Source organism: Paraburkholderia sp. J10-1, assembly GCF_905220165.1.
GTDB lineage: Bacteria > Pseudomonadota > Gammaproteobacteria > Burkholderiales > Burkholderiaceae > Paraburkholderia.
Map to the genome: position 1 here is coordinate 114876 of NZ_CAJMYW010000012.1, position 13439 is coordinate 128314.

Genomic DNA, 13439 nt, shown 5'->3' on the forward strand with positions numbered 1-13439 from the left:
ACGTTGGAGACAAACGACCGATGTCCGCCGAAAGAGAATTCGTCACCGCGATGCCCCCGGTCACCTTGACGCTGGAGCCGATCAACGCGACCGCTTCGCTGCGCGATCAGGCTTACGCGAAGCTCAAGCAGGCCATTGCCGAAACCGACATCTACCGCTCGCGAGACGAGATCCGTCTGGATGAGAAGGAACTGACCGAAAAGCTGGGCGTGAGCCGCACACCGGTGCGCGAAGCGATGACGCTGCTGGAGCAGGAGGGCTTCCTACGCACGGTGCCCCGTCGCGGTGTTTACATCTTGCGCAAGACGCGCAAGGAGATCGTGGAGATGATCTATATGTGGGCCGCGCTCGAAAGCATCGCTGCGCGCCTGGCCACCCAGCGCGCTTCGGACGACGACATTGCAGGTCTGCGGCGCATGTTCGCGACCTTCGGCGATTCGACGCCCTCGGACCACATAGAGGAGTACTCGGAGGCGAACATCATGTTCCACCAGTCGCTGGTGGAGCTTTCGAAGTCGCCCATCATCGTCGACACCATCAAGAACATCTTCATGCATGTGCGCGCGATCCGGCGCATGACGATCGCGCAGAGTGATCGCGCGTCGCGCTCGATCGTGGAGCATATGCGCATTATCGAAGCGCTCGAGGCGCGCGACACCGAGCGCGTCGAGCAGCTCGTGCGGCAGCACTCGATAGAACTCGCGCTGTTCGTGGAAGCCAACTGCGATTTTCTGGACTGAAGCGTAGCGTGCGCCGTGTCGAGCCGCCGATATACATCGGCTCGGCGCATGAGTAAGCGGCATCGATCCGCGGTTCGGTTGAATGAGCGTCGCGATGCTGAAAGAAAAGTATGGAGTCCGTAACAAATTCGTTGGGACGTTTGGGTTGATTGAAAGAACTCGCCCATGGTGTGCCGCATCAAAGTTTGCCGCTTTGCGAGCGATCGCGTGAGCCGGCATCGGGGCAGCGCGGTGCGACGCAGTGCAGCAAACGTAGCATCCGTAAAAAAACGTCTTGACTAATATTGTGTGTGGAATATTGTATATCACGAATCACACTACGCCCCGCCAAAGAGGAGACGTCATGGCAGAAGCAGGCATCAACGAGGCACAGCAGAACCCTGTGCCGCAAGCGCAGCAAACGACCGATGGTTTTCATCTCGTCATCGACGCGCTGAAACTCAACGATATCGACACGATCTTCGGTCTCGTCGGTATTCCGATTACCGATCTCGCGCGTCTCGCGCAGGCCGAGGGCATGCGCTTCATCGGCTTCCGGCATGAGCAGAACGCCGGTAACGCCGCGGCCGTGGCGGGCTACATGACGAAGAAGCCGGGCATCTGCCTGACCGTTTCCGCGCCGGGCTTCCTGAACGGCCTGACGGCACTGGCCAACGCGACCACGAACTGCTTCCCGATGATCCTCATCAGCGGCTCGAGCGAGCGCGAGATCGTCGACCTGCAGCAGGGCGACTACGAAGAGATGGACCAGCTCAACGCCGCGAAGCCCTATGCCAAGGCTGCGTTCCGTGTGCTGCACGCGGAAGACATCGGCGTTGGCGTGGCGCGTGCGATTCGCGCTGCGGTCTCGGGCCGCCCGGGCGGCGTGTATCTCGACCTGCCGGCCAAGCTGCTCGCGCAGACCATCGACGCCGTGAAGGGCCAGCAGTCGCTCATCAAGGTGGTCGACGCCGCGCCGCGCCAGATTCCCGCACCGGATGCCGTGCAGCGTGCACTCGACGTCATCAGGAATGCGAAGCGTCCGCTGATCCTGCTCGGCAAGGGCGCCGCCTACGCCCAGGCCGACGCGCAGATCCGCGCACTGGTGGAAAAGAGCGGCATTCCGTATCTGCCGATGTCGATGGCCAAGGGTCTGCTGCCCGACACGCACGAGCAATCGGCATCGGCCGCGCGCTCGTTCGTGCTGGCCGAGTCGGATGCCGTGGTGCTGATCGGCGCGCGCCTGAACTGGCTGCTCTCGCACGGCAAGGGCAAGACCTGGGGCGCGGAAGCCGGACCGAAAAAGTTCGTGCAGATCGACATTGCGCCGACCGAAATCGATAGCAACGTCGCCATCGAAGCGCCCGTGATCGGCGACATCGGTTCGTGCGTGGAAGCGCTCGTTGCAGGCCTCGGCAACGACTTCCCGAAGCCGCCGGCAGAGTGGCTCGATGCGGTGGCCGAGCGCAAGAACAAGAACCTCGAAAAGATGGCCGCGACGCTCGCGAAGAATCCGTCGCCGATGAACTTCCACAGCGCGCTGCGCGCTATCCGCGACGTGCTCAAGACGCGCCCCGACATCAACGTCGTCAACGAAGGCGCGAACACGCTCGACTACGCGCGCAGCATCATCGACATGTATCAGCCGCGCAAGCGCTTCGACTCGGGCACGTGGGGGATCATGGGCATCGGCATGGGCTTCGCGGTCGGCGCAGCGGTGACGAGCGGCACGCAGGTCGTGGCGATCGAAGGTGACAGCGCGTTTGGCTTCTCGGGCATGGAACTCGAAACGATCTGCCGCTACAACCTGCCGGTCTGCACCATCGTCTTCAACAACAACGGCGTATATCGCGGCACCGACGTCAACCCGAGCGGCGGCTGCGACGTCGCGCCCACGGTGTTCGTGAAGAACGCGCGCTACGACAAGATGATCGAGGCCTTCGGCGGCATCGGCTATCAGGCGACCACGCCCGAAGAGCTGACTAGCGCGCTGCTCGAAGCCATCGCGTCGGGCAAGCCCACGTTGATCAACGCAGTCATCGACGAATCGGCCGGGACCGAAAGCGGTCGCCTCACGAATCTGAATCCGCAAAGCGCGGCCATGAAGAAATAAGCCCCCATCGATCAGGTAGATCAGATAGACCAGGAGATACGAGAAATGAGCAAGCCCCTCGACGGAATCAAGATCATCGACTTCACGCACGTACAGGCCGGTCCCGCTTGCACGCAGATGCTCGCGTGGTTCGGCGCGGACGTGATCAAGGTAGAGCGCCCGGGTTCAGGCGACGTGACGCGTTCGCAATTGCGCGATATTCCCGGCGCAGACGCGCTGTACTTCACGATGCTCAACAGCAACAAGCGCTCGCTCACGCTCGACACGAAGAAGCCCGAAGGCAAGGAAGTGCTGGAAAAGCTGATTCGCGAGTCGGACGTGATGGTGGAGAACTTCGGCCCCGGCGCGCTGGACCGCATGGGCTTCACGTGGGAGCGCATCAACGAACTGAACCCGAAGATGATCGTCGCTTCGGTGAAGGGCTTCAGCGAAGGCCACCACTACGACGACCTCAAGGTCTATGAGAACGTCGCGCAGTGCGCAGGCGGCGCAGCTTCGACCACGGGCTTCTGGGACGGTCCGCCCACGGTCAGCGCGGCGGCGCTCGGCGACAGCAACACCGGCATGCACCTCGCCATCGGCATTCTCACGGCGCTGATCGGCCGCGACAAAACCGGCAAGGGCCAGAAGGTGGCCGTGTCGATGCAGGACAGCGTGATCAACCTGTGCCGCGTGAAGCTGCGCGACCAGCAGCGCCTGGACCGCGTGGGCTACCTCGAGGAATATCCGCAGTATCCGCACGGCTCGTTCAGCGACGTGGTGCCGCGCGGCGGCAACGCAGGCGGCGGCGGCCAGCCGGGCTGGGTGCTCAAGTGCAAGGGCTGGGAAACGGATCCGAACGCGTACATCTATTTCACGGTGCAGGGCCACGCGTGGGAGCCGATCTGCCGCGCACTGGGCAAGCCGGAGTGGATCGACGACCCGAACTACAACACGGCACAGGCGCGCCAGCCGCATATCTTCGACATCTTCGCGACGATCGAAGCCTGGCTCGCCGACAAGACCAAGTACGAAGCGGTCGACATTCTGCGCAAGTTCGACATTCCGTGCGCCCCGGTGCTCAGCATGAAGGAAATTGCGGATGACGCTTCGCTGCGCGCTAGCGGTACTATTGTCGAAGTGCCGCACAAGGAGCGCGGCTCGTACCTCACGGTGGGCAGCCCGATCAAGTTCTCGGACCTGAAGCCGGAGATCACGGGTTCGCCGCTGCTCGGCGAGCATACCGACGAGGTGCTGGCCGGCCTCGGCTACACGCCGCAGCAGATCGCGGCGCTGCACGAGACGCGCGCAGTTTGAAGTCCGCTGTGCGTTCCCCAAGCTGAACGCAGTACGTAGAAAGCGGGCGCGGCCAACGCCGCACCCGCGCAATACTGCAATACCAGACTGGCAGGCAGGACGCCGCGCGGCATGAGCAATGCATGCCGCGCGACGACGACAAACGACTTACCCCACATAGTCATCGCCATGCAATCCGCCATCGATTTCGAGCAGCTCGCAAACGCCATTGGGGACGCCATTGTCATCTCCGACGCAGCAGGCGACATCACATACTGGAATCCGGCGGCTACGCGCATGTTCGGCTATACGCAGGAAGAAGCGCTCGGCAAGACGCTCGACCTGATCATTCCCGAGCGGCTGCGCGGGCGCCACTGGGAGGGCTATCACAAGACGATGGCGACCGGACAGACGCGCTACGGCAACGACGTGCTGCGCGTGCCGGCCGTGGACAAGGCGGGCAAGGCGCTTTCCATCGCCTTCACCGTGGCGCTGCTGCACTCGCCGCAGGGCGAACTCAACGGTATCGTCGCTGTGATTCGCGACGAAACGGCGCGCTTCCAGGAAGAGCGCGCGCTCAAGAAACGCATCACCGAACTCGAAGCACAGGCACAGCAATCCTGAAACCTCGGGAGCTCTTCGATGCACACCGAAAGACTCGGACATTTCGAGGTCGAACTCTCGGCCCGTCAGATGATCCACAACGGCGGCTGGGCTGCGTTCGCCGCCATTCACGCGGTCGAGGCCGCTGCCGATGAACCGGCGGCCGCTGTTTTGCCCCGTCAATGGGTGGTCGACGAAACCGTATTCGAAAGCGAGGCCGCCGCCATTGCCGGTGCGCGCGAGGCGGCGATCGCTTATCTCAAGAGCGGCAATTCGCCCACACTGGGCGTGTCATAGGGCAAAGCCCTCATCGAGCCGCGGCACAAAAAGCATTCCAACATCAGCAGGAGACGTTTCATGAAGTCGTGGCTACGCTTTCGGCGCGCCAGATGCATTGGCGCGCCGCCGATTCCGTTTGTTTGCGCCGCGGCGCTCCAGGTTGTGAAGCACGGAGGCGCATCATGGCGATGACAATTGCGGTCCCCCGCGAGACATATGAAGGCGAACGACGCGTAGCGGCGACGCCCGAAAGCGTCGCACAACTGATCAAACTCGGTTATGCCGTGGAAGTCGAAACGGCAGCGGGTGTGAGCGCGTCCTACCCGGACGACGCCTACCGCGCGGCAGGTGCGCGCGTCGTGGACGATGCGCACGCGCTCCTGAGCGCCGCGGATATCGTCATCAAGGTGCGCCCGCCTTCGAGCGACGAGGTACTGCGTCTCAAGCCGGGCGCGACGCTAATCGGCTTCATCTGGCCTGCGCAAAACGCGGCGCTGCTCGAGCAACTGGCGGCGCGCGAGGTCACGGTGCTCGCGATGGATTGCGTGCCGCGCATCTCGCGCGCGCAGAAGCTCGACGCCCTGAGCTCGATGGCGAACATGGCCGGCTATCGCGCGGTGGTCGAGGCGGCCCAGCATTTCGGCCGCGTTTTCACAGGGCAGATCACGGCGGCCGGCAAGATGCCGCCCGCCAAGGTGCTCGTGATCGGTGCGGGCGTGGCCGGGCTGGCCGCGATTGGCGCCGCGCGCGGTCTTGGTGCAATTGTGCGCGCGTTCGATACGCGCCCCGAAGTCGGCCAGCAGGTCGAAAGCATGGGTGCGGAGTTCCTGAGCATCGACATCGAGGAGGAGGGCGGCGGCTCAGGCGGGTACGCCAAACAGATGAGCGCGAAGTTCATCGAAGCGGAGATGGCGCTTTTCGAGGCTCAGGCCCGCGAGGTCGACATCATCATCACGACGGCGCTCATTCCGGGCAAGCCGGCGCCGCGCTTGATCGACGCGAAGACGGTGGCGTGCATGCGCGCGGGCAGCGTGGTCGTCGACATGGCGGCCGAGCAGGGCGGCAACTGCGAACTCACGCGAGCGGGCGAAGTCGTGAATGCGAACGGCGTGACCGTGATCGGCTACACGGATCTGCCAAGCCGGATGGCGAACCAGTCGAGCCAGCTTTACGCGACCAACATCCGCCATCTGCTGACCGATCTCACGCCCGCGAAGAACGGCGAACTCGAACTCGACATGGACGACGTCGTGCAGCGCGGCACAACGGTCATGCAGAGCGGGCAGGTGTGCTGGCCGCCGCCGCCGGTACAGGTCAGCGCCGCACCGCAGGCGTCTGCGCAGACGAAGCCCGCTGTCGCCGCGACCGGCCACGCGAAAGAAGACACCGCGCAAGCCGCTCGCCGCAATGGCGCCTGGTCGCTCGCGGCGCTCGTCGCGGCCGCGTTGCTGCTGCTCGCGCTCGGCGCGGTCGCGCCGCCGGCGTTCGTCGCGCACTTCACGGTGTTCGTACTGGCTGTGTTCGTCGGCTATCAGGTGGTCTGGAATGTCACGCCCTCGCTGCATACGCCGCTCATGAGCGTGACGAATGCGATCAGCGGGATCATCGTGATCGGCGCGTTGCTGCATCCGGGCAACGCCAGCACGATCGTGACCGTGCTGGCGGGCATTGCGCTCGTCGTCGCGACCATCAACATCGCGGGTGGCTTTCTCGTCACCCAGCGCATGTTGAAGATGTTCCAACGGACCTGAGGAGACGTCATGCTCAATGGAATCGGCAACATGGCGTGGCTCGGCGCGGCAACGCTCTTCATTCTCAGCCTGCGCGGGCTGAGTCATCCCGCGAGTGCGCGGCGCGGCAACCTGTATGGCGTGACCGGCATGGTGATCGCCGTGCTCGCCACGCTGCTCGTCACCGGTGGCGCGGGCCTGCAGATCGCGCTCGTCGCCGCGCTGGTTGGTGGTGGGCTCGGCGCGATTCTTGCGCGCCGCGTGGAGATGACGCAGATGCCGCAGCTCGTCGCGGTGCTGCACAGCTTCGTCGGCCTCGCGGCCACGCTGATCGCCTTCGCGAACTTTCTCTCGCCCCAGGCCGCGATGAGCGGCGTCGAGCGTGCGATTCACGACACCGAGATCTATGTCGGCGCGTTCATCGGCACGGTCACGTTCAGCGGCTCGATTATCGCGTTCCTGAAGCTGCAGGGCACGGTGAGCGGCAAGCCGCTCGTGCTGCCCGCGCGGCATTTGCTCAACGCAGTGGTGCTGGGCGCGTGCATCGCGATCGGGTATCGCTTCGTCAGTGCTCCTGATGGTGGCGACGCGCTGTACGCGCTCATCGTCATGTGCGTGCTGGCGGCGGCGCTCGGCGTGCATCTCGTGATGGCGATCGGCGGCGCGGACATGCCCGTGGTGGTTTCGATGCTCAACAGCTATTCGGGCTGGGCGGCAGCGGCAACGGGCTTCATGCTCGATAACGATCTGCTCGTCACGACGGGTGCGCTGGTGGGATCGAGCGGTGCGATTCTCAGCTACATCATGTGCCGCGCGATGAATCGCAGCTTTGTTTCGGTGATCCTCGGCGGCTTTGGCGCCGTGAGCGCCACGGCCAGCGCGACACCGGAAGGTGAGGTCGTATCGACCACCGTGGACGAAGTGGGGTCGCTCCTGCGCGACGCTCAGGAAGTCGTGATCGTGCCGGGCTATGGCATGGCGGTGGCGCAGGCGCAGGGCACCATCAGCGAGATCACGCGGCGCTTGCGTGCGCTCGGCATACGTGTGCGTTTCGGCATTCACCCGGTTGCGGGGCGTTTGCCGGGCCACATGAACGTGCTGCTCGCGGAAGCGAAAGTGCCGTACGACATCGTGCTCGAAATGGACGAGATCAACGAAGACTTCACGAGCACCGACGTCGTACTCGTGATCGGCGCGAACGATATCGTCAACCCGGGCGCGCAGGAGGATGCGGGTAGCCCGATCGCCGGCATGCCGGTGCTGGAGGTGTGGAAGGCGCGCACCGTGGTCGTCTCCAAGCGCAGCATGGCGACGGGTTATGCGGGCGTGGACAATCCGCTCTTCTATAAGGACAACACACGAATGCTGTTTGGCGATGCGAAGGGCAGCGTCGACGCGTTGCTGCGGCAGCTCGAAGCGGCGTGACATTCAACGTCAGGCGCGGCGAACGAACGTCTGCCGCGCCGGCTGTAACGCGGGAAAGAGTCGATGGCGCAAATCCCGCGGGCAATCACTACGGATGGAGACAGACAACGTGGTACACACCGATCGTTTCGAAGGCGGCTACACGTCCCGGTGGCACAACCGCTGGGTGCAGCTCGTGGCGGGCATTCTCTGCATGGGGCTCGTGGCGAACCTGCAGTACGCGTGGACGCTCTTCGTCGTGCCAATGGACGCACGGCATCACTGGGGGCAGGCTGCGATCCAGCTCGCCTTCTCCATTTTCATCGTGACGGAAACCTGGCTCGTGCCCGTGGAGGGCTGGCTGGTCGATCGCTTTGGCCCGCGCCCCGTGGTGATGGGCGGTGCGTGCTGCGTGGCGCTCGGCTGGGTGCTCGATGCGTGGGCGCCCGCGCTGCCGGTGCTCTACGTCGCGGCGGTGATCTCGGGCATCGGTGCGGGCTGCGTGTACGGCACGTGCGTTGGCACCGCGCTCAAATGGTTTCCCGACCGCCGTGGCCTCGCTGCCGGCATGACAGCGGCGGGCTTCGGCGCGGGCGCGGCGCTCACGGTCATTCCGATTTCGAACATGATTCAGCATTCGGGCTATGAGCGCGCGTTCGTGTTCTTCGGACTCCTGCAGGGTGCGTGCATCATGGCGCTCGCCCTCGTCATGGTGCGCCCGAAGCCGCCGGCGCACGCAGCCGGCATGAAGCGCATCGTGGCGACGAAAACCGACTACACGACGAAGCAGATGGTTCGCGCGCCCGTATTCTGGGTGATGTACGCGATGTTCGTGTGCGTGGCCGCGGGCGGCATCATCGCGACGGCGCAGATCGGCCCGATCGCGAAGAGCTACGGCTTCGCCTCGATGCCGGTTACGCTGGTGGCCGCGACGCTGCCGCTGCTCACGATGACGCTCTCGATCAACAATCTCTGCAACGGCTTTACGCGGCCGCTGTGCGGGCTCATTTCGGATCGCATTGGCCGCGAGAATACGATGTTCATCACCTTTCTCGGCGAGGGGCTCGCGCTGCTGGGCTTGCGGGCGTTCGGCCACGACCCCTATCTCTTCGTGCTGTTCTCGGGGCTCGTGTTCCTGTTTTACGGCGACATCTTCTCGAACTTCCCGGCGACCTGCGCCGACACGTTCGGCGCGAAATACGCGGCTGGCAACGCAGGCACGCTATACACCGCGAAGGGGACCGCGGCGCTGCTCGTACCCGTCGCTACGCTGCTCGCGCTCCACGGCGGCTGGAACATGGTGTTCGATATGGTCGCTTGTGTCGCGATGATGGCGGGCGTGAGCGCGAAGGTGATCTTGCAGCCCATGCGCCGGCGCTGGATCTTTCAGTCGGCAGAGGAGGCGAAGGTTGCCGATTCGGCGTTCATCCCTTCACCGCTGGGGTCGCACGAGTAAGCGCGGTGGATGTCGCGCCTGAGCGTTACGGGCGGGCGGTGCGGTCGTGATCGTGGCGAGCGGTCGCGGCGCGCAACGCCCGCATCATGCGTGCCGCGCCCTGGAGTCGCGCACGCACGCGTGCGCGCCGTACGCGCCGCATATCGACGCGGGTCTGCTCGCGACGCGGGTCCGTTTCGGCGGCTCGCTCGCTGTCCAGCCCGAGATGCGCATAACGGCCTTCGCTGGCGCTCTTGTCGAGCCAACGCTCCGGCAACCGGGTTGCGAGCAGCCAGGTCGCCGCGGCGCCAAAGCTGACGGCGATGATCGCAGCGACGACAACGAATTCCATTCTGTATTCCTCGATCGGCTTATCCACGGCTCCCGGCAATGTATACCATGAAATATATCGAGTCGTGCCTCCAGTAGGTTCGCCGCAGCAAAATGGAAGCCGGAAAACAAAAAAGCCCGCAATTTGCGGGCTTTTTTGATGAATCCTGTGTGCTGCTAGTTCTGCTTGATGAGACGTGGTGCCCAGGAGAGGACTCGAACCTCCACAGTGTTGCCACCGCTAGGACCTGAACCTAGTGCGTCTACCAATTCCGCCACCTGGGCACGTCTTCAAGCTAGAAGGAAATTATGACGCGATTTAGCGTACCTGTCAATAGATTTTTTCAAAAAAACTTCATCTCGGGAACGCGGCTGCTGCGATTGACGCGATAGCAGGGCAGTTGTACTCACTGCTGCTCTGGAAATGAAAAAAGGCCGGCATGAAGCCGGCCTTTTGAATCTGGTGCCCAAGAGAGGACTCGAACCTCCACAGTGTTGCCACCGCCAGGACCTGAACCTGGTGCGTCTACCAATTCCGCCACCTGGGCAAGGTGTCGTTTGCTGTTCAACGTGTTGTGCAGCAAAGACCGAAATTATAGCGGGCCCAGAACGCCTGTCAAGCGTTTTGTGAAAGGCAATCAAGCGCGGCTGCGCGAGCGTTGCCGGGCGCGTGGCGTGGCCGTCCGATCGCGCTGTGAGGCCGCTCCCACGGCTCGTAGGGTGCGATGCGGGTGTTAGAATGCCTCGCAGAAGTTCCGCCGGCACAAGTACGGGGTTCAGGTGCTGCGTGCAGCGTGGCGCACGCAGTGCGAGCGGTCAGGCAGTCCACGTACGGGCCGGCAGATTGCAGCACTCGAAGACGGGGCGCCGCCCGCATGTACTGCACATTCGGGCCGCGCAAAATCCGACGTCCACGCAACGAGAACAACCATCGACAAGCCCTTGAGCAAATATCCGTACCCGATTCCCAGCCGCGAAGAGATTCTTGGCGTGCTGCGGACCAGCGACTCGCCGTGCACCGCGAACGATATCGCCGAGGCGCTCGCCATCAAGCGCCAGGAGCGTGAAGGGTTCTTCAGGCGCCTCGCCGCCATGGAGCGCGACGGGCAGATCCGGCTCGATTCGCGCGGCCACTACCAGCTCGCGCATCCTTCGAATTTCGTCGCCGGGCGCGTGCAGGGGCATCGCGACGGCTACGGCTTCCTCGTGCGCGACGACGGGCAGGACGATCTGTTCCTGCCGCAAGGCGAAATGCAGAAGGTCATGCACAACGACCGCGTGCTCGCGCGCATTGTCGGCTATGACCGGCGCGGGCGGCCGGAAGGGCATATCGTCGAGGTCACCGACCGTGCGAACCGCAGCGTGATTGGGCGCCTGCTCAACGAGAACGGTGCGCTGATCGTCGCGCCGGAAGACAAGCGCATCGGCCACGACATTCTCGTCACGCAGAATCCCAAGAAAGCCAAGGTCGGCCAGGTCGTGGTCGTCGAACTCACCGATTTCCCCAGCCGCCACTCGCAGCCGCTTGGCCGCGTGTTGGAAGTGCTCGGCGATATCGACGATCCGGGCATGGAGATCGAGATCGCCGTGCGCAAGTACGGCGTGCCGCACGAATTCAGCAAGCCCGCGCTCGACGAAGCCGCGAAGCTGCCCGACGCCGTGCGTCCCTCGGACATCCGCTATCGCGTGGACTTGCGCGACGTGCCGCTCGTCACCATCGACGGCGAAGACGCACGCGACTTCGACGACGCCGTGTATTGCGAGCCGATGCAGGTTGGTAAGGGCGAGGGCTTCCGCCTGATCGTCGCCATCGCCGACGTCTCGCATTACGTGCTGCCCGGCAGCGGTCTCGATGTGGACGCCATCGAGCGCAGCACGTCGGTGTACTTCCCGCGCCGCGTGATTCCGATGCTGCCCGAGAAGCTCTCGAACGGGCTCTGTTCGCTCAATCCGCACGTCGATCGCTGCGTGCTCGTGTGCGACATGGTGATCACCGCGCGCGGCGAGATCAAGGCGTACCAGTTCTATCCGGGCGTCATGCACTCGGCGGCGCGGCTCACGTATACCGAAGTCGCGGCGGTGCTCACCAACACCAAGGGGCCCGAGGCGACGCGCCGCGCGGCGCTGCTGCCGCAGCTGCAGAATCTCTATGGCGTGTACAAGTCGCTGTTCGCCGCGCGCCAGAAGCGCGGTGCGATCGATTTCGACACGACCGAGACGTATATCGTCTGCAATGCGCAGGGCAAGATCGAGCAGATCGTGCCACGCCAGCGCAACGACGCGCACAAGCTGATCGAAGAGTGCATGCTCGCGGCCAACGTGTGCGCGGCGGACTTCATGAAGCGCCACAAGCACCCGGGCCTGTACCGCGTGCACGCGGGACCGACGGCCGAAAAGCTCGAGAACCTGCGCACCTTCCTGCGTGGCATGGGCCTTTCGCTCGGCGGCGGCGACACGCCGCACGCGAGCGATTACGCGGCGCTGATGGCGCACATCCGCGACCGGCCCGACGCGCAGATGCTGCAGACCATGCTGCTGCGCTCGATGCAGCAGGCCGTGTACAGCCCGGACAATATCGGTCACTTCGGGCTTGCCTACGAGGCTTACGCGCACTTTACGAGCCCGATTCGCCGCTATCCCGACCTGCTCACGCACCGCGCGATCTACGCGATCCTGCAGGGCAAGAAGTATCAGCCGCAGGCGCCCGAGGGCGTCGAACTCAATACCGCGCTTTCGCCGCGCGCCCGCGCGCTGCAAGCCGAAGACGAAGAGAAGCGCGGCAAGCGCGCCCGCGGTGCCAACACGGCGATCTGGGAAGAGCTGGGCCTGCACTGCTCGGCGAACGAGCGCCGCGCTGACGAAGCCTCGCGCGACGTCGAAGCCTGGCTCAAGTGCTACTTCATGCGCGACAAGCTCGGCGAAGAGTACGGCGGGATGGTGAGCGGCGTGACGTCGTTCGGCATTTTCGTTCAGCTCGATGCGCTCTTCATCGAAGGTCTCGTGCACGTGACGGAACTGGGCTCGGATTACTTCCAGTACGACGAGATCAAGAACGAACTGCGCGGCGAGCGCACCGGCATTCGCTACCGTCTATCGGATCGTGTGCGCGTGCAGGTGAGCCGCGTGGATCTCGATGCGCGCAAGATCGACTTCCGCCTCGTGCGCGATACGCCCGTGAAGCCGGGCGGCAACCGGCCGATGCCGGTCGACAAGGGCGGTGTGGATGGCGGTCCGCGCGTGCGTGCGCTGCCGGGCGGCGACATGGCGCGCCAGAGAAAGGCCGCGCCGGCGCCAAGCGTGGCGGTGAAGGAAGCACGCGCGGCGCGCGGTGCCGCCAAGACCGCGAAGAAGCGCTCGGCCGTGAAGTCCACGCCCAAGAAGCAGGCGCCGCGCAAGAAGCGTTGAGCACCGTGCGGGGCGCCAGATGCGCCCCGCCGCCGTTATGTATCCGGGCCGCGCCGTCGTGCGCGTGCCCGGTTTTTTCACTTGCATGCCGCGTCGGGAGTTGCCACACAGGCGCGCGGTTTGCAGATGCCGGACCGCACGACGCG

The 13439-nt window shown here is 64.3% G+C and carries 10 protein-coding genes and 2 tRNA genes; 9 read left to right on the top strand and 3 right to left on the bottom strand.

Going from position 1 to position 13439, the window contains the following annotated elements; translation table 11 throughout:
• Positions 1-20 precede the first annotated feature (20 nt).
• The 8 genes from U5A65_RS29935 (at position 21) to oxlT (ending at position 9579) form a co-directional block, all read left to right on the top strand.
• Entirely contained in the window at positions 21-740 is a 720-nt protein-coding gene (locus U5A65_RS29935; RefSeq protein WP_321936744.1) for a GntR family transcriptional regulator, read from the top strand.
• A 343-nt stretch (positions 741-1083) separates the two neighbouring features.
• A complete protein-coding gene (oxc, locus tag U5A65_RS29940) occupies positions 1084-2832 on the top strand; it encodes an oxalyl-CoA decarboxylase (protein WP_321914251.1) in 1749 nt (582 codons plus the stop codon).
• 45 nt (positions 2833-2877) lie between these two features.
• The gene (frc, locus tag U5A65_RS29945) at positions 2878-4128 is read left to right on the top strand and encodes a formyl-CoA transferase (protein WP_321914252.1); all 1251 of its coding nucleotides are present in this window, start codon (positions 2878-2880) and stop codon (positions 4126-4128) included.
• A gap of 168 nt (positions 4129-4296) precedes the next feature.
• Positions 4297-4731 (top strand): PAS domain S-box protein, encoded by a 435-nt coding sequence (locus U5A65_RS29950; protein ID WP_321914253.1) that lies wholly within the window; start codon positions 4297-4299, stop codon positions 4729-4731.
• A gap of 18 nt (positions 4732-4749) precedes the next feature.
• Positions 4750-5007: a hypothetical protein gene (locus U5A65_RS29955; RefSeq protein WP_321914254.1), complete on the top strand. Its 258-nt coding sequence runs from the start codon at positions 4750-4752 to the stop codon at positions 5005-5007.
• Positions 5008-5171: 164 nt separating this feature from the next.
• A complete protein-coding gene (locus U5A65_RS29960; protein WP_321948718.1) occupies positions 5172-6740 on the top strand; it encodes a Re/Si-specific NAD(P)(+) transhydrogenase subunit alpha in 1569 nt (522 codons plus the stop codon).
• 9 nt (positions 6741-6749) lie between these two features.
• Positions 6750-8144: an NAD(P)(+) transhydrogenase (Re/Si-specific) subunit beta gene (locus tag U5A65_RS29965; RefSeq protein WP_321948719.1), complete on the top strand. Its 1395-nt coding sequence runs from the start codon at positions 6750-6752 to the stop codon at positions 8142-8144.
• Positions 8145-8253: 109 nt separating this feature from the next.
• The gene (gene oxlT / locus U5A65_RS29970) at positions 8254-9579 is read left to right on the top strand and encodes an oxalate/formate MFS antiporter (RefSeq protein WP_321948720.1); all 1326 of its coding nucleotides are present in this window, start codon (positions 8254-8256) and stop codon (positions 9577-9579) included.
• Between the two features lie 25 nt (positions 9580-9604).
• On the opposite strand, the gene U5A65_RS29975 is transcribed toward oxlT, so the two are convergent.
• The 3 genes from U5A65_RS29975 to U5A65_RS29985 all read right to left on the bottom strand — a co-directional run bounded on the left by U5A65_RS29975 (position 9605) and on the right by U5A65_RS29985 (position 10436).
• Complete coding sequence (locus tag U5A65_RS29975) at positions 9605-9910, bottom strand: hypothetical protein (RefSeq protein WP_321914258.1); 306 nt, start codon at positions 9908-9910, stop codon at positions 9605-9607.
• A 176-nt stretch (positions 9911-10086) separates the two neighbouring features.
• Positions 10087-10173, bottom strand: a tRNA-Leu gene (locus tag U5A65_RS29980).
• A 176-nt stretch (positions 10174-10349) separates the two neighbouring features.
• Positions 10350-10436 (bottom strand) — tRNA-Leu (locus U5A65_RS29985).
• 394 nt (positions 10437-10830) lie between these two features.
• Between U5A65_RS29985 and rnr the strand changes: the two genes are divergently transcribed.
• On the top strand, positions 10831-13293 hold the full coding sequence (gene rnr / locus U5A65_RS29990) for a ribonuclease R (protein ID WP_321914259.1): 2463 nt from the start codon (positions 10831-10833) through the stop codon (positions 13291-13293).
• The last annotated feature ends 146 nt before the right edge of the window (positions 13294-13439 follow it).

Bases quoted from the DNA above. Each gene is read 5' to 3' on its own strand.
- U5A65_RS29935 (WP_321936744.1), top strand. From the start codon at position 21: ATGTCCGCCGAAAGAGAATTCGTCACCGCGATGCCCCCGGTCACCTTG.
- oxc (WP_321914251.1), top strand. From the start codon at position 1,084: ATGGCAGAAGCAGGCATCAACGAGGCACAGCAGAACCCTGTGCCGCAA.
- frc (WP_321914252.1), top strand. From the start codon at position 2,878: ATGAGCAAGCCCCTCGACGGAATCAAGATCATCGACTTCACGCACGTA.
- U5A65_RS29950 (WP_321914253.1), top strand. From the start codon at position 4,297: ATGCAATCCGCCATCGATTTCGAGCAGCTCGCAAACGCCATTGGGGAC.
- U5A65_RS29955 (WP_321914254.1), top strand. From the start codon at position 4,750: ATGCACACCGAAAGACTCGGACATTTCGAGGTCGAACTCTCGGCCCGT.
- U5A65_RS29960 (WP_321948718.1), top strand. From the start codon at position 5,172: ATGGCGATGACAATTGCGGTCCCCCGCGAGACATATGAAGGCGAACGA.
- U5A65_RS29965 (WP_321948719.1), top strand. From the start codon at position 6,750: ATGCTCAATGGAATCGGCAACATGGCGTGGCTCGGCGCGGCAACGCTC.
- U5A65_RS29975 (WP_321914258.1), bottom strand. From the start codon at position 9,910: ATGGAATTCGTTGTCGTCGCTGCGATCATCGCCGTCAGCTTTGGCGCC.